This window comes from Nocardia niwae NBRC 108934 = DSM 45340, assembly GCF_001613465.1.
Taxonomy (GTDB): Bacteria; Actinomycetota; Actinomycetes; order Mycobacteriales; family Mycobacteriaceae; genus Nocardia; species Nocardia niwae.
The window spans coordinates 33,173-52,432 of the sequence record NZ_BDCK01000049.1 but is presented as its reverse complement, the minus strand read 5'-3'; the positions used below and the strand labels follow the sequence as shown (position 1 = coordinate 52,432).

18 protein-coding genes and 1 pseudogene are annotated in these 19,260 nt (G+C 70.0%); 13 read left to right on the top strand and 6 right to left on the bottom strand.

The window, feature by feature from the left end:
• Nucleotides 1-96 precede the first annotated feature (96 nt).
• Nucleotides 97-1,641 carry a GGDEF domain-containing protein gene (locus NNI01S_RS30180; RefSeq protein ID WP_084489403.1) on the top strand — a complete coding sequence of 515 codons (1,545 nt, stop codon included), beginning with the start codon at nt 97-99 and terminating at the stop codon, nt 1,639-1,641.
• Here the strand turns inward: NNI01S_RS30180 and NNI01S_RS30175 are convergent.
• Nucleotides 1,631-2,389 carry a DUF6319 family protein gene (locus NNI01S_RS30175; protein WP_063024458.1) on the bottom strand — a complete coding sequence of 253 codons (759 nt, stop codon included), beginning with the start codon at nt 2,387-2,389 and terminating at the stop codon, nt 1,631-1,633. The genes NNI01S_RS30180 and NNI01S_RS30175 overlap by 11 nt on opposite strands.
• 314 nt (nt 2,390-2,703) lie before the next feature.
• On the bottom strand, nt 2,704-3,321 hold the full coding sequence (locus tag NNI01S_RS30170) for a TetR/AcrR family transcriptional regulator (RefSeq protein ID WP_063024455.1): 618 nt from the start codon (nt 3,319-3,321) through the stop codon (nt 2,704-2,706).
• Between the two features lie 211 nt (nt 3,322-3,532).
• Here NNI01S_RS30170 and NNI01S_RS30165 point away from each other — a divergent pair, with 211 nt between their 5' ends.
• The 6 genes from NNI01S_RS30165 to NNI01S_RS30140 all read left to right on the top strand — a co-directional run bounded on the left by NNI01S_RS30165 (nt 3,533) and on the right by NNI01S_RS30140 (nt 11,494).
• Nucleotides 3,533-4,900, top strand: coding sequence for a flavin-containing monooxygenase (locus NNI01S_RS30165; RefSeq protein ID WP_063024453.1), 1,368 nt, complete (start codon nt 3,533-3,535; stop codon nt 4,898-4,900).
• A 7-nt stretch (nt 4,901-4,907) separates the two neighbouring features.
• Entirely contained in the window at nt 4,908-6,065 is a 1,158-nt protein-coding gene (locus tag NNI01S_RS30160) for a serine hydrolase domain-containing protein (protein ID WP_063024451.1), read from the top strand.
• Entirely contained in the window at nt 6,065-7,111 is a 1,047-nt protein-coding gene (locus tag NNI01S_RS30155; RefSeq protein ID WP_063024449.1) for an NAD(P)-dependent alcohol dehydrogenase, read from the top strand. The genes NNI01S_RS30160 and NNI01S_RS30155 overlap by 1 nt, the downstream gene beginning before the upstream one ends.
• 37 nt (nt 7,112-7,148) lie before the next feature.
• Nucleotides 7,149-8,798 carry a steroid-24-oyl-CoA synthetase gene (gene casG, locus NNI01S_RS30150; protein ID WP_063024447.1) on the top strand — a complete coding sequence of 550 codons (1,650 nt, stop codon included), beginning with the start codon at nt 7,149-7,151 and terminating at the stop codon, nt 8,796-8,798.
• 4 nt (nt 8,799-8,802) lie between these two features.
• A complete protein-coding gene (locus NNI01S_RS30145) occupies nt 8,803-10,554 on the top strand; it encodes an N-acyl-D-amino-acid deacylase family protein (RefSeq protein ID WP_063024445.1) in 1,752 nt (583 codons plus the stop codon).
• Nucleotides 10,555-10,639: 85 nt separating this feature from the next.
• Nucleotides 10,640-11,494, top strand: coding sequence for an alpha/beta fold hydrolase (locus NNI01S_RS30140; protein WP_063917735.1), 855 nt, complete (start codon nt 10,640-10,642; stop codon nt 11,492-11,494).
• Between the two features lie 7 nt (nt 11,495-11,501).
• On the opposite strand, the gene NNI01S_RS30135 is transcribed toward NNI01S_RS30140, so the two are convergent.
• On the bottom strand, nt 11,502-11,786 hold the full coding sequence (locus NNI01S_RS30135) for a hypothetical protein (protein ID WP_063024441.1): 285 nt from the start codon (nt 11,784-11,786) through the stop codon (nt 11,502-11,504).
• A 193-nt stretch (nt 11,787-11,979) separates the two neighbouring features.
• On the opposite strand from NNI01S_RS30135, the gene NNI01S_RS30130 reads away from it, so the two are divergent.
• Nucleotides 11,980-13,011, top strand: a complete 1,032-nt coding sequence (locus NNI01S_RS30130; protein ID WP_063024440.1) for a DoxX family protein — start codon at nt 11,980-11,982, stop codon at nt 13,009-13,011.
• 132 nt (nt 13,012-13,143) lie between these two features.
• Here NNI01S_RS30130 and NNI01S_RS30125 read toward each other — a convergent pair whose 3' ends face one another.
• Together NNI01S_RS30125 and NNI01S_RS30120 are read right to left on the bottom strand one after the other, a co-directional pair.
• Entirely contained in the window at nt 13,144-13,533 is a 390-nt protein-coding gene (locus NNI01S_RS30125; RefSeq protein ID WP_084489402.1) for an STAS domain-containing protein, read from the bottom strand.
• Nucleotides 13,534-13,661: 128 nt separating this feature from the next.
• Nucleotides 13,662-14,492: a mycofactocin-coupled SDR family oxidoreductase gene (locus tag NNI01S_RS30120; RefSeq protein WP_063024436.1), complete on the bottom strand. Its 831-nt coding sequence runs from the start codon at nt 14,490-14,492 to the stop codon at nt 13,662-13,664.
• A gap of 454 nt (nt 14,493-14,946) precedes the next feature.
• Between NNI01S_RS30120 and NNI01S_RS30115 the strand changes: the two genes are divergently transcribed.
• The 5 genes and pseudogenes from NNI01S_RS30115 (at nt 14,947) to NNI01S_RS30100 (ending at nt 18,113) form a co-directional block, all read left to right on the top strand.
• The gene (locus NNI01S_RS30115; protein WP_157115097.1) at nt 14,947-15,150 is read left to right on the top strand and encodes a hypothetical protein; all 204 of its coding nucleotides are present in this window, start codon (nt 14,947-14,949) and stop codon (nt 15,148-15,150) included.
• A gap of 109 nt (nt 15,151-15,259) precedes the next feature.
• The gene (locus NNI01S_RS30110; protein WP_063024486.1) at nt 15,260-15,916 is read left to right on the top strand and encodes a class I SAM-dependent methyltransferase; all 657 of its coding nucleotides are present in this window, start codon (nt 15,260-15,262) and stop codon (nt 15,914-15,916) included.
• Between the two features lie 62 nt (nt 15,917-15,978).
• Complete coding sequence (locus NNI01S_RS34975) at nt 15,979-16,191, top strand: mannosyltransferase YkcB-related protein (RefSeq protein ID WP_157115096.1); 213 nt, start codon at nt 15,979-15,981, stop codon at nt 16,189-16,191.
• Between the two features lie 189 nt (nt 16,192-16,380).
• Nucleotides 16,381-16,578: pseudogene (locus tag NNI01S_RS30105) on the top strand (winged helix-turn-helix domain-containing protein); the annotation flags it as partial.
• Nucleotides 16,579-16,604: 26 nt separating this feature from the next.
• On the top strand, nt 16,605-18,113 hold the full coding sequence (locus NNI01S_RS30100; RefSeq protein WP_084489409.1) for a sensor histidine kinase: 1,509 nt from the start codon (nt 16,605-16,607) through the stop codon (nt 18,111-18,113).
• 326 nt (nt 18,114-18,439) lie between these two features.
• Here NNI01S_RS30100 and NNI01S_RS30095 read toward each other — a convergent pair whose 3' ends face one another.
• Nucleotides 18,440-19,240, bottom strand: coding sequence for a PIG-L deacetylase family protein (locus NNI01S_RS30095; protein ID WP_063024428.1), 801 nt, complete (start codon nt 19,238-19,240; stop codon nt 18,440-18,442).
• Nucleotides 19,241-19,260 lie beyond the last annotated feature (20 nt).

Sequence of the window (19,260 nt, the reverse complement as noted above, 5' to 3'; positions counted from 1 at the left end):
GCTCGACGAACAGGCGAACGTCGAAGTCGCGGTGGAGGATTCCCAGATCTAGTACGCGGCCCGGTGCACCGGGAACGGAGCGACCAAGGGGGGCTGATGACACCCAGTGAACAGCCACAGACCATCTGTCGGCGCAGTATCGGAACGGGCTGGTACGCGGTGCTTCTGGGGGGAAGCGGAGCTGCGATCGCGGTACACCTGGCGCTCGACTCGCAGCTGGTGACATTCGTGACGATGGTGGTCATCGTCGGCGCGACCGTCGCCATGGTCGCCGCCGGGGTGCGCACGCACCGGCCCGCGCATCCGCTGCCGTGGTATCTGCTGTCCGGCTCGGCGGTATTGTTCGCCACCGGCACCACGCTGCGTGACGTCGGCGACCACGCGGTCCACCCGCTCGACGACGCGTTCACCCTGCTCGGTTATCTCGGTGTCGGCGTCGCCGCGCTGCTCTGGCTGTGGCCGCGCCAGGTGCACGGCAACTACGACCTGATGCTGGACTCGGCTCTCATCGGGCTCGGCGCGCTGCTCGCCTCGTGGACCTTCCTCATCTCTCCGATTCTGCAGTCCACCGCGACGGGCCTGGACGCGCTCGTGGCGGGGACCTACCCGGTGCTCGACGCACTGCTGCTCACCTTGGTAGCGCAATCCATGGCCACCGCGGCCCGCGCGGAGACCTCGCTGTGGCTGTTGCACACCGGACTGGTCGCGGTGCTGCTCAGCGACCTGGGCTACAGCCTGGAGACCGCGGGCGCGACCGCGCTCGGGCACGAGGTGCTGGTGGCTCCGCTGCTCGCCGCCTACGCCACCGTGGGCGTCGCGGCGCTGCATCCGACCATGGCCACGCTCGGTATGCCGCGGCGCATCCACCCGCACCACTCCAGACAACGCGCCAGCCTCATCGCGATCGCGCTGATCGTGGCCTCGCTCGTTCCGGTCGTCGGGTCCAGCCTGCGGCCGCTCGACCGCGCGGTGGTGTCATCGCTGTTCGCGCTGTTGCTGATCGGCATGCTGGTGCGCAGCGAGCGCGCGATCGTACGCAGCGCGCGCAGCGAGCGGCGCGCGCAATATCAGGCCGAACACGACATGCTGACCGGTTTGCTGAATCGGGCCGCGCTGCTGCGCGCTCTGCGGCAGCGCGGCGAACTGTGGGCCGAGCAGCCGATCTGCCTGCTGTTCATCGACCTCGACGGGTTCAAGCGAGTCAACGACAGCTACGGCCACTCCGTCGGCGACGAACTGATCGCGACAGCGGCGGCCCGGATCCGGCGGGTGGTGCGCCGCGAGGACGTGGTGACCCGCTACGGCGGCGACGAATTCGTCGTGCTCGCGCCGCTCGCCCGGCCGGAGGCGGCCGTGCTGGCCGAACGGCTGCTCGGCGCGTTCGTCCGGCCGTTCGGGCTGAGCGCGGGCGAGATTCCGATCACCGCGAGCGTCGGCGTGGCGTGCGTCGGTCCGCGCAGCTCGGACACCGACATGCACAGTCTGCTGCGAGACGCGGACGCGGCCATGTACCACGCGAAGCAGTCCTCGCTCGGCTACGCGTTCCACGACGACGTGCGGCACGCGCCGCCGGACAGCGAACGCCGGATCTGGCGCACCGCCGCCCGATCCGCCAGTCCCGCGGTCCGACTCAGTCGCTGAGCTCGTCGAGCAGGCGCCTGGCCTCCTCGAGCTCGGCCTGTAACTGCTGCACTTTGGCCTCCTGCACCCCGCGCAATGCCTCCAGGACCCCGGAGACCACCTCGGCGACCTCGGGATGCAGGATCTTCGCCGCCTGCGCCACGGCGGAGCCGGCCACCGGGATACCGCGCAGGGTGCGCTTCTTGCCGCTGACGACGTCGATCGACCACTCGCCGTCGGCGGTGCCGGTGAGCGTCACGGTGACCTCGGGCGCCTTGGGCTTGCGGGCGGCAGCAGCTTTGGCGGGCTTGGGCGCCGGCGCGGCCGGGACCTGCTTGCTCGCGCTGCCTGCTCGGCCTGCTTCCCCGGACGCCTCGGCGGGCTTCGGGGTGGCAGCGGGTTCGGGTGCGCTCGCCTGCTCGGGTTGCGCGGTGGTGCTCGTCGTGGTCGACGACTGGGTCACAGAAGATTCCTTCCTTGTCGACTTCGGCTGGGCAGTGGCGCCCGCCGCCCCTCGCGGCGGCTTGGTCAAGGTCACCTCGACGGGAGAGAAGGACAGTACATCCTTCGATCCGGTCGGCCGGACCTGCAGGAAGTCACCGTCGGCCGGGTCACCGAGTGCGATCACCTTGCCCGAGCGCCCCTCCGGAACGCCGACCGCGGCGGCGGTGAACCACACCATGGGCGGGCGGCCACCGGCTATGTCCGTGGCGATCTGTTGAATCTCGCTGTCCGACAAAGGTTGCGGCTTGGTTCGTGGGGACGGCATGGTAACTCCGAGCGATTCGTGGTTGGCTGCGTGCACAGATGATGCCCCACGACGCCGACAGATTTGCGGGCCACCGTCTAATCGGGCCTGGGGGCACCCCGTTCCGGACATTCAGCGAATATCTGGCAACAGTCGCGGGGCACCCCGCTCAAGCGGGGCGTCGTCCGGGTATCCGCCGCCGTGTGATCGTGATCGGATGTGACCGCCGGAACACGCTGGCCGCGGTCGTCTTTCGGCACCGGCACCGCTCCTGCCACCGCACGTCTGTCCACGCCGATCGTCGATGACGCGATGCCGAGGGTGCGCAGGCGCGATCAGCTCGGCGTCGGCGCGCGCAGCGCGGGGAACCAGATGTCGGTGAGCACCTCGACGGCTTGGTCCACCGAGACGTCGATGGTGCCCTGCATCGCCCAGCGGGTGAAGAACCGTTCCAGTTGGGCGACAAGCAATTCGACCCGCAAACGCGCCTCGTCGCGCCGCTCGGCGGGCCATCCGGCGAGGTAGGCGGTCATCGCATTGGGCAAGGCGAGGATTCCGGTGCGGGCGATCTCCCGGAACTCCGGCTCCAGCGCGGTCGCCTCGTCCCAGGCGGGCAGCAGGTCCTTGTATTCGTGGAACCACTCGATCGCGCGGGTCACCCAGGCGGCGAACTCGGCGCGCGAACCGGTCTCCAGCACCCGGTCGAGATCCTGATAGAAGTGCAGCGCGGTGGGCACGGTGCCCTGTTCGGCGATCGCGCGCAGGATCTCTTGCTTCCCGGCGAAGTGCAGGTAGAACGTGGCGCGGCTGCAACCGACCGCGGCGGCGATGTCGTCCACGCGCACGGCCGCGTAGCCGCGGGTGGCGAACAGCTCCTTGGCGGCCTCCATCAGCCGGGCCCTGGTCTGCTGCTTCTGCTCGTCCCGCAGGTTCGTGTTCGCGTTCGTCCGCATGGTGAGCGAGTACCTCGAATCCGTAAAAGCCGTGCTGACGTGCTGCTTCCGTTAAGTGAGTCTACGCATGAACGCTCTTGATGGACAGTGCGTCACTCACTAGACAGCGTGTCTAGTGAGTGTTAGTTTGTTGCCTACGTCACTCCGGTGCGCCATCCGCGCCGGACGGTTCGGCCGTCGTCGAGGACGGCCTCCAGCACGAGGACAGTGAATGACGTCAACCGCACTCCCCCGCGTCTGCGTGATCGGGGCGGGCCCCTCCGGGATCACCGCCGCCAAACGCCTGAACGACCACGGCATCCCCTTCGACTGCTACGAGGCGTCCGACGAAGTCGGGGGCAACTGGTACTTCAAGAACCCGAACGGCATGTCGGCCTGCTACCAGAGCCTGCACATCGACACGTCCAAGTTCCGCTTGGCCTTCGAGGACTATCCCGCGCCCGACGAGTGGCCGGACTTCCCCCACCATTCCCAGCTGTTCCAGTACTTCCGCGACTATGTCGATCATTTCGGCATCCGCGACCGGATCGTGTTCGGCACCAAGGTGACCGCCGCGGAACGCGCTCCGGACGGCCGCTGGCTGATCAGCACGAGCGAGGGCCGCACCAAGGACTACGACGTGCTCGTGGTCTGCAACGGGCATCACTGGGACCCACGGCTGCCGGACTATCCCGGGGAGTTCGACGGCACGCTGCTGCACAGCCACGCCTACAACGACCCGTTCGACCCCGTCGACATGCGCGGCAAGCGCGTCGTCGTGGTCGGCATGGGCAACTCGGGCCTGGACATCGCCTCCGAGCTGTCGCAGCGATTCATCGCCGCGAAGCTCTTCGTCTCCGCCCGGCGCGGGGTATGGGTGCTGCCGAAATACGTCAACGGCAAGGTGGGCGACAAACGCTCGATGCCGCGGTGGATGCCGCCGAAGCTGGGGCTGAAGCTCAAGCAGCGATTCGTCCGGAAGTTCCGCGGCAACATGGAGGACTACGGTCTGCCCAAGCCCGACCATCTGCCCTTCGAGGCGCATCCCTCGGCGAGCGAGGAGTTCCTGCACCGCGCGGGCTGCGGCGATGTCACGTTCAAACCCGCGATCACCGCGCTGGAGGGGCCGCGGGTGCGCTTCGCCGACGGCAGCGTCGAAGAGGTGGACGTGATCGTCTGCGCCACCGGCTACCGGATCTCCTTCCCGTTCTTCTCCGACCCCGAACTGCTGCCCGACCGCGACAACCGCTTTCCGCTGTTCAAGCAGATGATCAAGCCCGGCGTCGACAACCTGTTCTTCCTCGGGCTCGCGCAGCCGCTGCCCACGCTGGTGAACTTCGCCGAACAGCAGAGCAAGCTGCTCGCCGCCTACCTGACCGGGCGCTACCACCTGCCGTCCACTGAGGAGATGCGGGCGGCCATCCGGTCCGCGGAATCGGCCAGGACGGGCCGCTATTACGACTCGCCCCGGCACACCATCCAGATCGAATTCGAACCATATGTGCGGGACATGCGGCGAGAACTGGCGCGCGGCGCGAAACGCGCGGCCGCGGCGGGCAACGCGCTGCCGGTTCCGGCCCGGGCGCTCGAGCACGTGTGAGGCGGCGATGACCACAACCACGGGAACCGCCACGTCGGGATTCTGCGCGGAGCGTTTCGAGCAGGTTCGAACGGAACTGGAGACCCGGCTGGCCTCCGGGGACGAGCTGGGCGCCTCGATCTGCGTCACGGTCGACGGTGAGCCGGTCGTCGACCTCTGGGGTGGCTACCGCGACCCGGAACGCAACGCGCCGTGGGCCGAGGACACTCTGGTCAACGTCTTCTCCCTGACCAAGACCATGACCGCGCTCAGCGCGCTGCTACTGGTCGAGCGCGGCGAACTGGATGTGCACGCGAAGGTGGCAAGGTACTGGCCGGAGTTCGCGGCCAACGGCAAGGGCGACATCGAGATTCGTCATCTGCTCGCACACACCTCCGGCGTCTCGGGCTGGCAGCCGCCGATCGAGCTCGCCGACATCTACGACGCGGAGGCGTCCGCCGCCCGCCTCGCGAGCCAGCCGCCGTGGTGGGAGCCGGGCACGGCGTCGGGGTATCACGCGCTGGCCTACGGCCACCTGATCGGCGCGGTGATCCGCCGCGTCACCGGACGCTCGCTGGGCGAGTTCTTCGCCGAGGAACTCGCCGGGCCGCTCGGCGCGGACTTCCACATCGGTACCGCGCCCGCGCACCACGGGCGGATCGCCACCTTGATCCCACCCGCGTTGCCGGAATTCGACATGGCGGCGCTCGATCGGGACAGCGTGCTGGTCAAGACGCTCACCAGCCCGCTGCTCGACATCGCCGAGACCGCGAGCACGGGCTGGCGGCAGGCCGAGATCGGCGCGGTGAACGGCCACGGCAACGCCCGATCGGTGGCGCGGGTGCAATCACTGGTGTCCTGCGGCGGCGAACTCGACGGGCGGCGGCTGCTGTCGGAGCGGACGATCGAGCTGATTTTCCAGCAGCAATCCGACGGCGTGGATCTCGCGCTTCTGGTGCCGCTGCGTTTCGGCATCGGCTACGGTCTGCCGCAGCGGCAGACCGCCCCGGAAGTGCCCGACGGCCGGGTGTGCTGGTGGGCCGGGTACGGAGGCGCGATGGTGGTCAACGACCTCGAGCACCGCACCACGTTCGCCTACACCATGAACCGGATGGCTCCCGGCCTCATCGGCTCCGATCGCGCCGACGCCTACCTGCGCGCGACCTTCGCGGCGGTCCGCGGATGATGCGGGCACTGCAGCTCACCGAGCCCGGTGTGCTGGAACTGCGCGAGGTACCGATCCCGGAGATCGGTCCCGCCGACCTGCTGCTGCGCGTAGGCGCGGCGGGCATCTGCCATTCCGACCTGCACGTGCTGCACATTCCCTTCCGGATGCGCGAGGAGCCGCTGACCCTCGGCCACGAGATCGCGGGCACCATCGAAGCCGTCGGCGAAGGGGTGGGCGGCCGCCGGGCCGGTGAGCGCGGCATCGTGTATCTGTGCTGGTCGTGCGGGGTCTGCCGGGAGTGCACCGGCGGCAACGAGAACGTCTGCCGCGCCGCGGGCCGCACCGCCATGCCGCCCTGCCCCGGCCTCGGGCCGGACGGCGGGATGGCCGACTACATCCGGGTGCCCGCGAGTTCGTTCGTGCCGATCGGCGACCTGGATTTCGCCGAGGCCGCGCCGCTGGCGGACGCCGCGCTGTCGAGCTATCACGCCATCCGCGGCGCTCGTGAGCAGCTCGTGCCCGGATCGGTGGCGGTGGTGATCGGGATCGGCGGGCTGGGGCACGTCGCGGTGCAGATCCTCGCCGCGACCACAGCGGCGCGGGTGCTGGCCGTGGACGTCAGCGCAGACAAGTTGGAACTCGCCATGCGCTGTGGTGCCGCGGAAGGACTCCTCGCCGATGACGACACCGCCCGCGAGATCCTCGACCGGACCCAGGGCCGCGGCGCGGACGCGGTGTTCGACTTCGTCGGCGTCGATGCGACCGCACGACTGGCGGTGGAGTCGGTTGCGCCCAACGGGGCCTACCGCATGATCGGCCTCGGCGGCGGCGCGCCGGAGATCACGGCGGCGCCTGCCGGTGGGCCGGGCTGGCCGTGGGGCGCGTCGGTGCGCAAATCCTACGGCGGCACCAAGTCCGACCTGTTCGACTCCGTGGCCTTGGCCGCGGCGGGAAAGCTCCGGGTCGAGGTGGAGCGCTATCCGCTGACCGAGGGCCGCGCCGCCTTGGACCGGCTGGAACGCGGCCTGGTCACCGGCCGCGCGGTCCTGGTCCCGGAACCGTGACGAATCGACCCCGCGTAGTGACGAGGAAGTACCCGATATGACGAAGCCCTTCGACCCGCAGGTGTACGTGGCGGAAGCCGCGGCCCGGCTCACCGGACCCGGTGGCCGATTCGAGATGGTGGTCGAGGACGTGCTCGGCGCACCGATGCCGGTGGTGCGCCACCGCAAGTCCTCGCTGCGCGAGGTGCTCGCCGCCGCGGCCGCGCACGGCGACCGGGACTACCTGGTCACCTCCGACCGCAGAATGTCCTTCGCCGAGCACGCCGCCGCGGTCGCGGCGCTGGCCACGGCCCTGCGTGATCGATGCGGCGTCCGCAAAGGCGACCGGGTCGGCATTCTCGCGGCGAACACCCCCGAATGGGTGCTCACATTCTGGGCCGCCCAAGCGCTCGGCGCGATCGCCGTGGGCTACAACGCGTGGTGGGCGCCGCGCGAGATCGACTACGGCATCGAGCACACCGCCCCCGCGGTGCTCGTCGTCGACGCCAAGCGCGCCGCGCTGGTGGCGGAGCTGGACATCCGGATCCCGGTGCTCACCATGGAGCACGACGTACCCGCGCTCATCGCGGAGTACCGGACCGACGACCTCCCGCAGGCGGAGATCGACGAGGACGACCCCGCGGTGATCCTGTACACCAGCGGCACCAGCGGACGACCCAAGGGCGCGGTGCACTCCCATCGGAACCTGGTGGCCGTCACCGACTATCACTTGTTCAACGACGCGCTGGCCGCCGCGCTCACCGGGGCGACCGAACTGCCCAGCGGGCGGCGCTTCCTGCTCACCTCACCGCTGTTCCATATCGCCAGCCTGCACAACCTCGTGGTCCCCCGGTTGGTCACCGGCGACGCGGCGGTGATCCACCAGGGGTCCTTCGACGCCGATCGGGTGCTGCGTTTGATCGAGGCCGAACGCGTCACCAACTGGGGCGCGATGCCGACCATGGCGACCAGGATGCTCGAACTCGACCTGTCCCGCTACGACCTGTCCTCGCTGTCGTCCTTCTCACTGAACTCGGCGCCGTCCTCCGCCGCGCTGCAACAGAAGCTGCGCGATCAGCTGCCCGTCGCCCGCAACGCGCTGGTGACCAGCTACGGCCTCACCGAATGCAGCACCGCCGCCACGCTGGCGAGTCCGGCCGAGCTCGCGGCGTTCCCGGAGACCGTGGGACGCCCCGTCGTCGGGGTCACGCTGGAGATCCGCGACAGCGCGGGCAACGCGGTCCCCGACGGCGCCGAAGGCGAGATCTGGGTGCGCAGCCCGTACGTGATGCTCGGGTACTGGCAGGACGAGACCGCCACCACCGCGGCGATCACCCCGGACCGCTGGCTGCGCACCGGTGACATCGGTGTGCTGGAGGACGGACGGCTGCGTTTGTCCGGGCGTCGTTCGGATCTCATCCTGCGCGGCGGGGAGAACGTGTATCCCACCGAGATCGAGCAGTGCCTCGAGGAGCATCCCGCGGTGCGCGAGTGCGCGGTCCTCGGCGTGCCCGACGCCGACCTCGGCCAGCAGGTCGCCGCGTTGGTGGTGGTCGAAAACGCCACGGCCACCAGCGAAGAGGAGCTGCGCGCGTTCACCGCCGAGCGGCTCGCGTACTACAAGGTGCCCGCCCGCTGGCGGCTCACCACCACCGCACTCCCGCGCAACGCGACCGGCAAGGTCGTGCGCGCCCATCTCGAGGTGTAGATCCATGTACGACACCATCATCGCCAACGGCCGCTGGTTCGACGGCACCGGCGCGCCCTCCGCGATCCGCCATCTCGGCATCCACGACGGGCGGATCGCGACGATCTCGGCCGAGCCGATCGACGATCCCGCCTGTCCGAATATCGTCGATGCCACCGGGAAGTGGGTGATCCCGGGCATGCTCGACATCCACACCCATTACGACGTGGAGGTGCTCCAGCATCCGGCGCTGACCGAATCGGTCCGGCACGGCATCACCACGGTGCTGCTCGGCTCGTGCTCGTTGTCCACCGTGCACGTCGACGCCTCCGACGCGGGCGACCTGTTCGCGCGGGTCGAGGCGATTCCGCGCAAGCACGTCGTCGCGGCGGTCGGCGAGCACAAGACCTGGCGCTCGGCGCACGAGTACGCGGACGCGCTGGAGCGGCTTCCATTGGGCCCGAACGTCGCCGCGTTCATCGGGCACTCGGATATCCGCGCCGCCGAGATGGGCCTGGACCGCGCGACGCGCAAGGATGTCCGCCCCTCTTCCGGCGAACTGGCCGGAATGGAGGCGAAACTGACCGAGGCGCTGGACGCCGGCTTCGTCGGCATGTCCTCCCAGCAGCTGTTGTTCGATAAATTGGACGGCGAGGTGTGCCGCTCCCGCACACTGCCGTCGACTTATGCGACAACCAGGGAACGGCACCGGCTCAACACCGTGCTGCGCCGGCGCGGCGGGGCGTTGCAGGGCGGGCCCGACGTGTCCCGGCCACACAGCCTGATCACGATGGCGGCGGCCAGCGTCGGCCTGTTCCGCAGGCCGCTGAAGGTCAGTCTGCTCTCGGCCGCCGACATCAAAGCGATTCCCGGTGTGGTGCACGTTTTCCCGCTGATCGCGCGGGTGCTGAACGCGCTGGGCGCCGATTTCCGCTGGCAGCATCTTCCGGTGCCCTTCGAGGTCTACGCCGACGGCATCGACCTGGTGGTCTTCGAGGAGTTCGGGTCCGGCGCCGAGGCGCTGCACCTGGCCGATCAGGTGGACCGCCGCAGGGAACTGCTGCGCGACGAACGCTATCGGCGCCGCTTCCGCGCGGACTACGACAAGAAATTCGGTCCACGGGTCTGGCACCGCGACTTCTTCGACGCGCAGATCGTCGAATGCCCCGACCGCGCGGTGATCGGCAAGACCTTCGGTCAAGTGGGCCTCGACCGCGGCGGCTCGCATCCGGTGGACGCCTTCCTCGACCTCGTGGTGGAGCACGGCGCCGAAGTCCGATGGCGGACAACGATTTCCAATCATCGGCCCGAAGTCCTCGACCGGCTCGCCGCCGACCCCGGCGTGCAGCTCGGCTTCTCCGACGCGGGCGCGCATCTGCGCAACATGGCGTTCTACAACTTCGGGCTCCGCTTCCTGCGCCGGGTGCGCGACGCCGCGGAGGCCAGCCGTCCGTTCCTCTCGACGGAGCAGGCGGTACACCGGCTCACCGGCGAACTCGCTGACTGGTACGGCCTGGACGCCGGGCACCTACGGGTGGGCGACCGAGCCGATGCCGTGATCCTGGACCCGGCCCGTTTGGACGACTCGCTCGACGCCTACCACGAAGACCCGATCGCCCCGTTCGACAACCTGCCGCGCATGGTGAACCGCAACGACGAGGCGGTCACGGCGGTGTTCGTCGGCGGCGTGCCGGTATTCGGCGCCGGTGCGCCTGCCCCGGCGCTCGGCAGCCGCCGGACCGGCCGATTCCTTCGCGCGGCGACCGCGGTCCGCTGATCCGATCGGCCCTGCCCGGCCGGAGCCGCCACGTAGAATCACGAAGGAACGGCGGCTCGCTCGCCGGCGGTTCGTAGGAGTCGGCGTGGACGTTTTCGAGCATCAGGGCAGGGCCGTGGTCTTCGACCGCACCGGCAGCGGGTCCCCGGTCGTGTTCCTGCACAATGCGGGCACGCAACGCCGCATCTGGGACGCCCAGGTCGCCGCACTCCGGGACGACCACGAGGTCTTCGCGCTCGACCTCCCCGGTTATGGGCAATCCGACCAGCCCGCTTCGGGCTACCGCCTCATCGATTACGTCGACATGCTCACCGCGTTCCTGGACGCCCACCGTCTCACCGACGTGGTGCTGATCGGCAACTGCCTCGGCAGCGCCACCTCGCTGCGCTACGCCATGGGTCACGCGCGGCGGGTGCGCGCGCTCGTGCTGCTCAATCCGCTCACCTCGGACACCGTCAGCTCCGGACAGTCGGCGGGCCTGGCCTGGCTCGACGCGCGCCTGCCGCTGGGGCCGCTGGCCCGCCGGATCACGCTGCCGAACCCGGTGGTCTCGCTGATCATCGGCAACCAGCTCGGCCCCCGCGGTCGGGCCAGGAACGACCAGCACGAGCCGCGCGTGCGAGCGCACTGGACCGATCGGGGCAGGCTGCAAGCCTTGCACGGCCTGGTGCAGGATTTCCCGTCCTATCGCGCGCTCGACACGTTCGATCCGCCCGAAGGCTTCCCGCCGATCTGCACGATCTGGGGACGGCGCAATCGCATCCTTTCGGCGAGGGCGGGCGGCCGGCTCAACCGCAGGCTGCGCCCGCACACGGCGGTGGAACTACCGGACTGCGGTCATCTTCCGATGGTGGAGGCCCCGGAACGGGTCACATCGATCATCACCGACTTCCTCGCCGCCACGGCGGTGCCGGCGCCGAAGCAGGCCGGCGGCCGCTGAGCCGCGCTCACAGCGGAGCCGCGGTCGGGCAGAGTTCGGCGAAACTGGCCGAGTGCACACCGCATCCGGCGCACTCGAACACCACGCCGATATCGAGCATCCAGTGGATGCGGGTATGGCAGGTTTCGCAGAGGAAGTCCACCCCCGCCGGATGGCAGCAGGACCGTTTACGAATGAACCATTCCGCGCGGTGACGGCAGGGCACCGAATCGAAGCGGAACGTGCACTTCGGCGCGGCGGGCAACTCGGCGACGACGGCATCGAAAGCCGTTGTGGCCGTATGGGTGTTCACAGCAGATACCTTCCGGCGGAGCAGGGCGGGAGCGCGGGCCGATGCGGGCCGCGGCGCCTTCCCCCTGGATCGATCTCTCTCCATCAGCTGTTACCCGGATGAGGCGGCCTTCACACGGCGGCGGACCGGCTTGTTTGGTCACGAATCGCGCGGGAATCCGAGACGTGACGACATCTAGGGAAGGGGTTCTGTCATGTTGTTGCGCCGACTCGCCCGGCCGCTACTGGCCACCGCGTTCGTAGTAGACGGGGTCGATACGCTGCGGCGCCCGGACGAGCGGGTCAAGGCCGCGAACGCACTGCTGGAACGGGGGCACCGGCAGCTCCCGGAAGAAATCGCCACGAAGTTGCCGTCGAATCCCACGACCGTCGTGCAGGTCAACGCCCTCGCCCAGGTGAGCGGCGGAGTGCTGCTGGCGCTGGGTAAGGCGCCGCGTCTGGCCGCCCTGGTGCTCGCGGCGACCGTCGTGCCCGCGGCCGTCACCGAGCAGGACTTCTGGAACGAGCAGGACCCCGCCCGCAAGTCGGCGAAGCGGAACGCGTTCCTCAAAGACCTCGGGCTGCTCGGCGGCCTGATGATCGCCGCGGCCGATACCGAGGGCAAGCCCTCGCTCGGCTGGCGCGGCCGCCGGGCCGCACGCGACGCCGCGGCCGCGGTCACCGCCGCGCTGCCGTTCGGCGCGACCTCGGACACCGCCACCGGCGCTGCGTTGCGCAAGCACGCGCACGAGGCCGCCGAGCGAGCGCGCGCGCTGGGAGCGGTGGCCGCGAGCAAAGGCGCGGAACTCGCCGAGTCGGCCCAGCGCCACGGGCCGGAGTGGGCGGAGGCGGCCAAGGAACACGGCGGCGAGCTGGCGGAGACCGCCAAGACGCACGGGTCGGAGTGGGCGGAGATCGCCAAGGAACGCGGCGGCGACTGGGCCGAGATCGCCAAAGAGCGCGGCAGCGACTGGGCCGAGATCGCCAAGGAACGCGGTGCGGAGTGGGCGGAGGTCGCCAAAGAGCGCGGCGCCGAGTGGGCCGAGATCGCCAAGGAGCGGGGTGTCCATCTCGCCGATCTGGCCAAGCAGCGCGGGAGCGAATGGGCGGATATCGCCAAAGAGCGCGGACCGGAGATCGCCGATGCCGCGCGGGAGCGCAGCGCACACACCGCGCAGCTGGCCCGCGAGCGCGGAGCGCAGACGGCCCACGCGGCCCGCGAGGCGATCGAATCGCGGCGCCACTGAACCGGACGACGCCTCCTACCGGCGGGCGGCGAGCACACCTGCTACGGCGGTCCCTCCGGTGCCGCCGTAGCGCTCGGCCGCGCGTCTGAGGCGTATCGCCTCTCGACACGATCTAGCCGGGCATGACGGCCGTCAGGCGGTCTCGTCGTAGCCGGTCCCGAGAACCACGAGGGCGGCATCGAGCGAGGTCACCCGATGGAACCGGTCGGCGAGGCCGGTGACGTCGATGGCGCGGTCCACCGGCCGCACGGTGGTGATCAGAATCATTCGGCGGCGTGCGCGCACGGCCTCGGCCTGCGCTTCGACCAGGACACTCAACCCCGCCGCCGCGAGGAAGGTGACCGGCGACAGGTCCAGCACGAGCGTGGCCGCGCGACGCAGGTAGGCGCTCGAGAGTTCGGCGTGGAAACGGGGCGCGGTCGCGACATCGATATCGCCCGCGACCATCAGCATGGTGATGTCGCGCCGCGGGCGGCACACCGAAAACAGAAGCGGGGCAGTCCGTTCGGTGTGACGTGACATGCGCTGACTCCTGGCCGGAAGCTGGCAGTGCACAGACCCTTGTGCTTCCAGTGAAGCACGGAGCGAAAGCTCTGTACAGGCGCGAAGTCCATTCGGAGAGCGTCCTTTCCGGCCGACGCGCCGCTCCGCTAGGACGTACTCGCGCTCCCGCCGCAAGAGATGGTGACAGCCTCCCCGTTGAAGTGGCGGCCGTGCTCGGAGACCAGCAGCAGCACGGCCTCGGCCACCTCGGCGGGCTGGATCAGATCGCCGTTCGGCGGCCCGGATTCGATGATCGCCATCCAGTCCTCCTTGGTCGGATTCTCCTTGTCCGGCACCATGAGCCGCCAAGTCGCCGGGTTCTGGATCATGTCGGTGTCCACCCCGGAAGGCAGCAGTGCGTTCACCGTGATGCCGTACTCGGCCACCTCCAGCGACAGCGACTTCACCAAGCCGAGCACGCCCCATTTGCTCGCGGCGTAGTGCGCCGCGTTGCGCACGCCCATCTTCGCCACGATGGACGAGGTCGCCACCACACGGCCCCAGCGGCGTTCGATCATGTGCGGCACGACGGCGCGGAAGCTGTGGAACACGCCGGTCAGGTTGGTGTCGATCATGTCCTGCCACAGCTGATCGTCCATCTCGGCGACGGGCGAGTTGGACGCGATGCCCGCGTTGGCGATGAGAATGTCGATGCGGTCGAACTCCTCGATCGCGCGCTCGGCGACCGACCGCATCTGTTCCAGGCTGCGTACATCGGCCTGGACGGCGACGCAGCGGCGGCCGGTCCGCTCGACCAGCGCGGCGGTCTCGGCCAGGTCGCCGGGAGTGCTCAGCTCGTAGGGAAGGCCGGCGAGGGGCGCGGCGATATCACACACCACGATGTGCGCGCCCGCGTTCGCCAGCGCCAGGGCATGCGCGCGCCCCTGCCCCCGGGCGCCGCCGGTGATCACCGCTACCCGGTCGTCGAGGTTTCCCATGGATGACCTCTCCTCGGTCGGTCCTGCTTCGGCCGCCCCATCGTGTCACGCGCGCCCGGTGTGAGCTCCCGTTTTCCGGCGGGGCCGTGCCGCCGACGGGCGATTTCCCAGAATTGGGGACGGACCGGGGGCCGTGCCGCCCCTGGCACACACGCCGGCGCGCGGCGCGCCCGTCACCTGCTTCAACGGGGTGTTGTGCCGAATTACGCAGGGGCAGTGGAACAATGAATGCGGTCTCGGCACCGCAGCGGGCACGGCCACGGCACGGACGAACCGGCCCGGCTGCGGCACGGAGACCGCATGTAACCATTCCGACCCGGTCCAGCGACCAATTGTGTGCGATGTACGCTGCGCCCCGGAACGATCCTGCCCGTGCCCACGCATCGTTCCGGGTGCGGACGGCGCATCGACAATGGTTTCTGGGGGCCCGATGACCGATTGTGAGTACCTTCCCGTGAATCTCGACCGACAGCCCGACGCCGAACCGACCGAGCACGACAGCACCGTGGCCGACCGGCTCACCAGCCCGCGGCTGCGCAGGCTGCTGCACACGGCCATCGGCCTCTCCGAGGATTCCGTCGATCTACTGACGACCATGACCACGCGGCTTCGTGCCGCCGAGGGCATGATCCTGCGCGACCCGCTCGACGACTGCTGACCTGCGCGCGGCCGGGTAGAAGCCGCGCGCGACGAATACCGGTGGCCGGAGGTTGCCGGATCGGCAACGATATTTGCCGATCCGGCGGAGCCGGTGGATGGTGGGACGCATGAGCGCCACACATCACCACGCCGACCGGACGACGCCCACGACGGTCGATTACTGGGAGTCCTTCTACCAGGAGCGCACGCAGGTCTGGTCGGGACGGCCGAACTTCCTGCTAGTCCGCGAGATCGAAGGGGTCGCCCCGGGCCGTGCGCTGGACCTGGGCTGCGCCGAGGGCGCCGACGCGATCTGGCTGGCCGAGCGCGGCTGGCAGGTCACGGCGGTGGACGTCTCGGAAACCGCGCTCGCCCGCGCCAGGGCCAACGCCGCACGACAGGAGCTCTCCGGCGAAATCGATTGGCAGCGGCACGATCTGGACCACACTTTTCCGGCCGGACAGTTCGATCTCGTCTCGGCGCAGTATCTGCACTCGCCGCTCGCGCAGGACGGCGAACGGACCCGGATCCTGCGCCGCGCCGCCGAGGCGGTGGCGCCCGGTGGGCTGTTGCTGATCGTCGGGCATGCGGAATGGCCGACCTGGGTGGTGGAACCGCCCGCCGACCTGCACTTCCCGACCACCGCCGAGGTGCGTGCCGACCTCGCGCTCGACCCGGCCACATGGCGGGTGGAAGTGGACGAGGTCGCCGAGCGCGAGCACGCGGGCCCCGAAGGGCAGCCGGGCACCCGAAAAGACAACATCCTGCGAATTCGCCGCGACTGACCGCGGGCACATCACGGGCGAGCAACGCACCCGCGCAATCGTCGCCGGTCACGACCGCATCCGTGCCGAGACGATGGAGATCGGGCCAGTTCAAGCGGTACGTCGCCGATGGGCAGGTGCACTATTTCCTCGCGCAAGGCCAGGGCATGCGGCCAGGCTCCAGGGGCGAAGAGTCGGCGGCTGAGGAGATCACCGAGTGGGTGAAGGCCCACTACACCGCGAAGACGGTCGGCAGCGTCACGGTCGACGACCTGACCGCGCCCACCGGTGGCTGATCTCCAGACCGGCCGCCGGGGTATCGCCGCATCGTAGGTGCGGCGATACTCCATTGGCGCGCGGCGGCGACACCCGTGGCTCACAGAGAACACCCAGCTTGCTCGCAGGTTGCTCGGTGTCTCCGAAGTAATCATGGGATCATGACCGCTACCCAACCGGAAGCTCGCGTCCTCATCGTGGACGACGAGGTCGATGCCGGCGAAGCGCTGAGCGAGCCGAAGATCCTCGACCACGTGTGGCGCTACGACTTCGGCGGTGACGCGGGTGTGGTCGAGTCGTACGTGTCGTATCTGCGGCGCAAGGTCGACACCACCGAGCCGAAACTGCTGCACACCCTGCGCGGTGTCGGATACGTGCTGCGCCGGCCCCAGGTGAGCCGGACGTGAGCGTACGGACGGAACTCACGCGGCGGATGTCGGCGGTCCCGCTGCGCGTGGGACTGGTGATCGCGCTGCTGTTGCTGACGGCGGCGGCGCTGTTCGCCTCGGGCGCCGCGGTGACCTCGGCGCTGAGCCGGTCGCTGACCCAGCGCACCGACGAGCAGCTCTACGACGCCGCGCGAAGCTGGGCGCAGCCGCGTCCGATGCGGCAGGTGACCACAGCCGACGGTCGCACGCAATGGATTCCGGCCGATCTCCCGGCCGTGCCCGTGCCGCAGCGGTCGGCGGGCGAACAGCCGCGCCGGTTCTTCGAACTGCGCGTGGGGGCCGACGGCCAGGTATACCCGGATCCGCCGGGCGGCGGCTCCACCGGGTCCCCGGATCTCGGTGGCACGACCACCCAGACGCCGCGGACGGTGGATTCCTCGGACGACTCGTCGGTGCGCTGGCGGGTGTTGACCACCACCAACCAGTACGGTTCCACCACCATCGGCCTGCCGCTGACCGACAACCAGGAGACGGTCTCGCGGCTGATCTTCTTCGAGATCGGCACCGGAGCGGCGGCTCTGCTTGCCCTGGGCGCCGTCGGCTACCTGGTGATCCGGCGCAGCTTGCGGCCGCTGCGTGAGGTGGAGCGGACCGCCGCGGCGATCGCGGGCGGTGACCTGCACCGACGGGTTCCGGTGCGCGGCGTCGACACCGAGGTCGACCATCTGGCGCGGTCGCTGAACGAGATGCTCGCGCAGATCCAGCACGGCGTGGCGGCGACCGAGGCTTCGGAGGAGGCGGCTCGCCGCTCGGAGGCGCGGATGCGTCGCTTCGTCGCCGACGCAAGCCACGAGCTGCGCACACCGCTGACCACGATCCGCGGGTTCGCCGAGCTCTACCGGCAGGGTGCCAGCACCGACGCGGGGATGGTGGTGGGCCGGATCGAGGCCGAGGCCGAGCGAATGGGCCTGCTGGTCGAGGATCTGCTGCTGCTGGCACGACTGGACGAAAAGCGCCCGCTGGAGCGCAGACCCGTCGACCTGCTCGCGCTCGCCGGTGACGCCGTGCACAACGCCCGCGCCATCGCGGCCCGCCAGAAACCCGCGCCCGACGCGCCGGACCGCCCGATCACGCTGGTGGTCGGCCGAGGCGAGGGCACCATGGACGTCGTCGGCGACGAGTCCCGTCTGCGCCAGGTCCTGGTCAACCTGCTGGGCAACGCCCTCACACACACCCCGCCCGAAGCGGCGATCACCGTGCGGCTCACGCCCTCCCCCGATCGCGTCCGCATCGATGTGATCGACACGGGGCCGGGCCTGGCGCCCGAGGCCGCCGCGCGGGTGTTCGAACGCTTCTATCGCGCGGACGCTTCCCGCACCCGGGCCAGCGGCGGCACCGGTCTGGGCCTGTCCATCGTGCGAGCGCTGGTCACGGCGCACGGCGGACGGGTATCGGTGGACAGCGAACCCGCGCGCGGCGCGACCTTCACGGTGGTGCTGCCGCGCGATCCCGCCGATCCGCAGCCCCCGGTGGAACGAACACCATCCCCGTAGCCGTTGCCTTCCGCCGCCGGGCCTAACGGCATCGCGATCGCACCGAGTACGCGCGGCGGAACCAGCCGTACTGTCGGCGTTCTACGGCAACCGCGGCCGCGTCATCGTGCTCGAGGGGCGGCATCTCACGGGAGATATGTGCCACCGGCGAGCCCACATCGGCGGAGACGGCCGGGACGGGCCCGGGTCGTGGACGATATCCGTCGAGCCGCGTGGACTGCGCAACGCGCACCGGCACGGAGGTCGGCGGGCACCAAACCGGCGAGCGCCGCCATCTGACTGCCGCTGCGCGGGCCCCGAGGGCAGATCGGCATGGTGGCCCGCCTTCAGCGCGGCGCGGGGCGGAAGATGTCGTCGAGCGGAGCGCCGGAGGCGGAAAATGCGCCTTCTTCGGCATACCATTCCCAGCGCATCACCCGGGCGAGCACCGGAGTGGGGATGCGCAGCAGCACCTTCGCGATGGTGGCGAAGCGGCTGGACCCTTCGATAATCGAGCGGTGTGCCGCCAATGCGCTCTTCCGTTGCGCGGCATGGGCGCCGACATCGATGCGGTGTGTGATCGCCGAGCGCGGACTGTACAGCGAGGCGAGGACCGCAGGGTCGTAGCGAAAGGGGGCCGGCAGCCGCCGCAGCGGATGAACCAGACGCGCATAGCGCTCGCGCGGCATGGTCGCGTCCAGGACGCGCGCCACGCCTGCGAGTTCGGCCGCGCGCTTGCCCACTTCGTGCACGCGGACGTGGTCGCGGTGCCCGTACCCGCCGTTGCGGTCGTAGCTGAGCAGAATCTCGGCGCGCTCCTCGCGCAGGATCGTGGCCAACCGCCGCGCCGCGTCTTCCGGGTCCGCACGGGCGAATCGCATCCGGTCCGGCGGGTCCGCGTACAGCACCGCGCCGTGCCCGCTGTCGGCGTAGCCGAGGTGCACCACCCGGTGCACGCCGAGCGCGGCGGCGCTCGCCTCCAGCTCGCCGAGCCGCAGCGGCGCGCGGCCGTCCAGATCGGCCATATGGCCGTCGGTCGCGACCACGATCACCGTCCGGTGCCCGGCGGCGGCCAGCTTGGCCAGCGTCCCGCCGGTCAGCAGCGTCTCATCGTCGGGATGCGCGTGAAATGCCACAACGGTCGCCATCGCATCAGTGTGCCAAAGAC

Bases quoted from the DNA above. Each gene is read 5' to 3' on its own strand.
- NNI01S_RS30180 (WP_084489403.1), top strand. From the start codon at position 97: ATGACACCCAGTGAACAGCCACAGACCATCTGTCGGCGCAGTATCGGA.
- NNI01S_RS30175 (WP_063024458.1), bottom strand. From the start codon at position 2,389: ATGCCGTCCCCACGAACCAAGCCGCAACCTTTGTCGGACAGCGAGATT.
- NNI01S_RS30170 (WP_063024455.1), bottom strand. From the start codon at position 3,321: ATGCGGACGAACGCGAACACGAACCTGCGGGACGAGCAGAAGCAGCAG.
- NNI01S_RS30165 (WP_063024453.1), top strand. From the start codon at position 3,533: ATGACGTCAACCGCACTCCCCCGCGTCTGCGTGATCGGGGCGGGCCCC.
- NNI01S_RS30160 (WP_063024451.1), top strand. From the start codon at position 4,908: ATGACCACAACCACGGGAACCGCCACGTCGGGATTCTGCGCGGAGCGT.
- NNI01S_RS30155 (WP_063024449.1), top strand. From the start codon at position 6,065: ATGCGGGCACTGCAGCTCACCGAGCCCGGTGTGCTGGAACTGCGCGAG.
- casG (WP_063024447.1), top strand. From the start codon at position 7,149: ATGACGAAGCCCTTCGACCCGCAGGTGTACGTGGCGGAAGCCGCGGCC.
- NNI01S_RS30145 (WP_063024445.1), top strand. From the start codon at position 8,803: ATGTACGACACCATCATCGCCAACGGCCGCTGGTTCGACGGCACCGGC.
- NNI01S_RS30130 (WP_063024440.1), top strand. From the start codon at position 11,980: ATGTTGTTGCGCCGACTCGCCCGGCCGCTACTGGCCACCGCGTTCGTA.
- NNI01S_RS30125 (WP_084489402.1), bottom strand. From the start codon at position 13,533: ATGTCACGTCACACCGAACGGACTGCCCCGCTTCTGTTTTCGGTGTGC.
- NNI01S_RS30120 (WP_063024436.1), bottom strand. From the start codon at position 14,492: ATGGGAAACCTCGACGACCGGGTAGCGGTGATCACCGGCGGCGCCCGG.
- NNI01S_RS30110 (WP_063024486.1), top strand. From the start codon at position 15,260: ATGAGCGCCACACATCACCACGCCGACCGGACGACGCCCACGACGGTC.
- NNI01S_RS30100 (WP_084489409.1), top strand. From the start codon at position 16,605: ATGTCGGCGGTCCCGCTGCGCGTGGGACTGGTGATCGCGCTGCTGTTG.
- NNI01S_RS30095 (WP_063024428.1), bottom strand. From the start codon at position 19,240: ATGGCGACCGTTGTGGCATTTCACGCGCATCCCGACGATGAGACGCTG.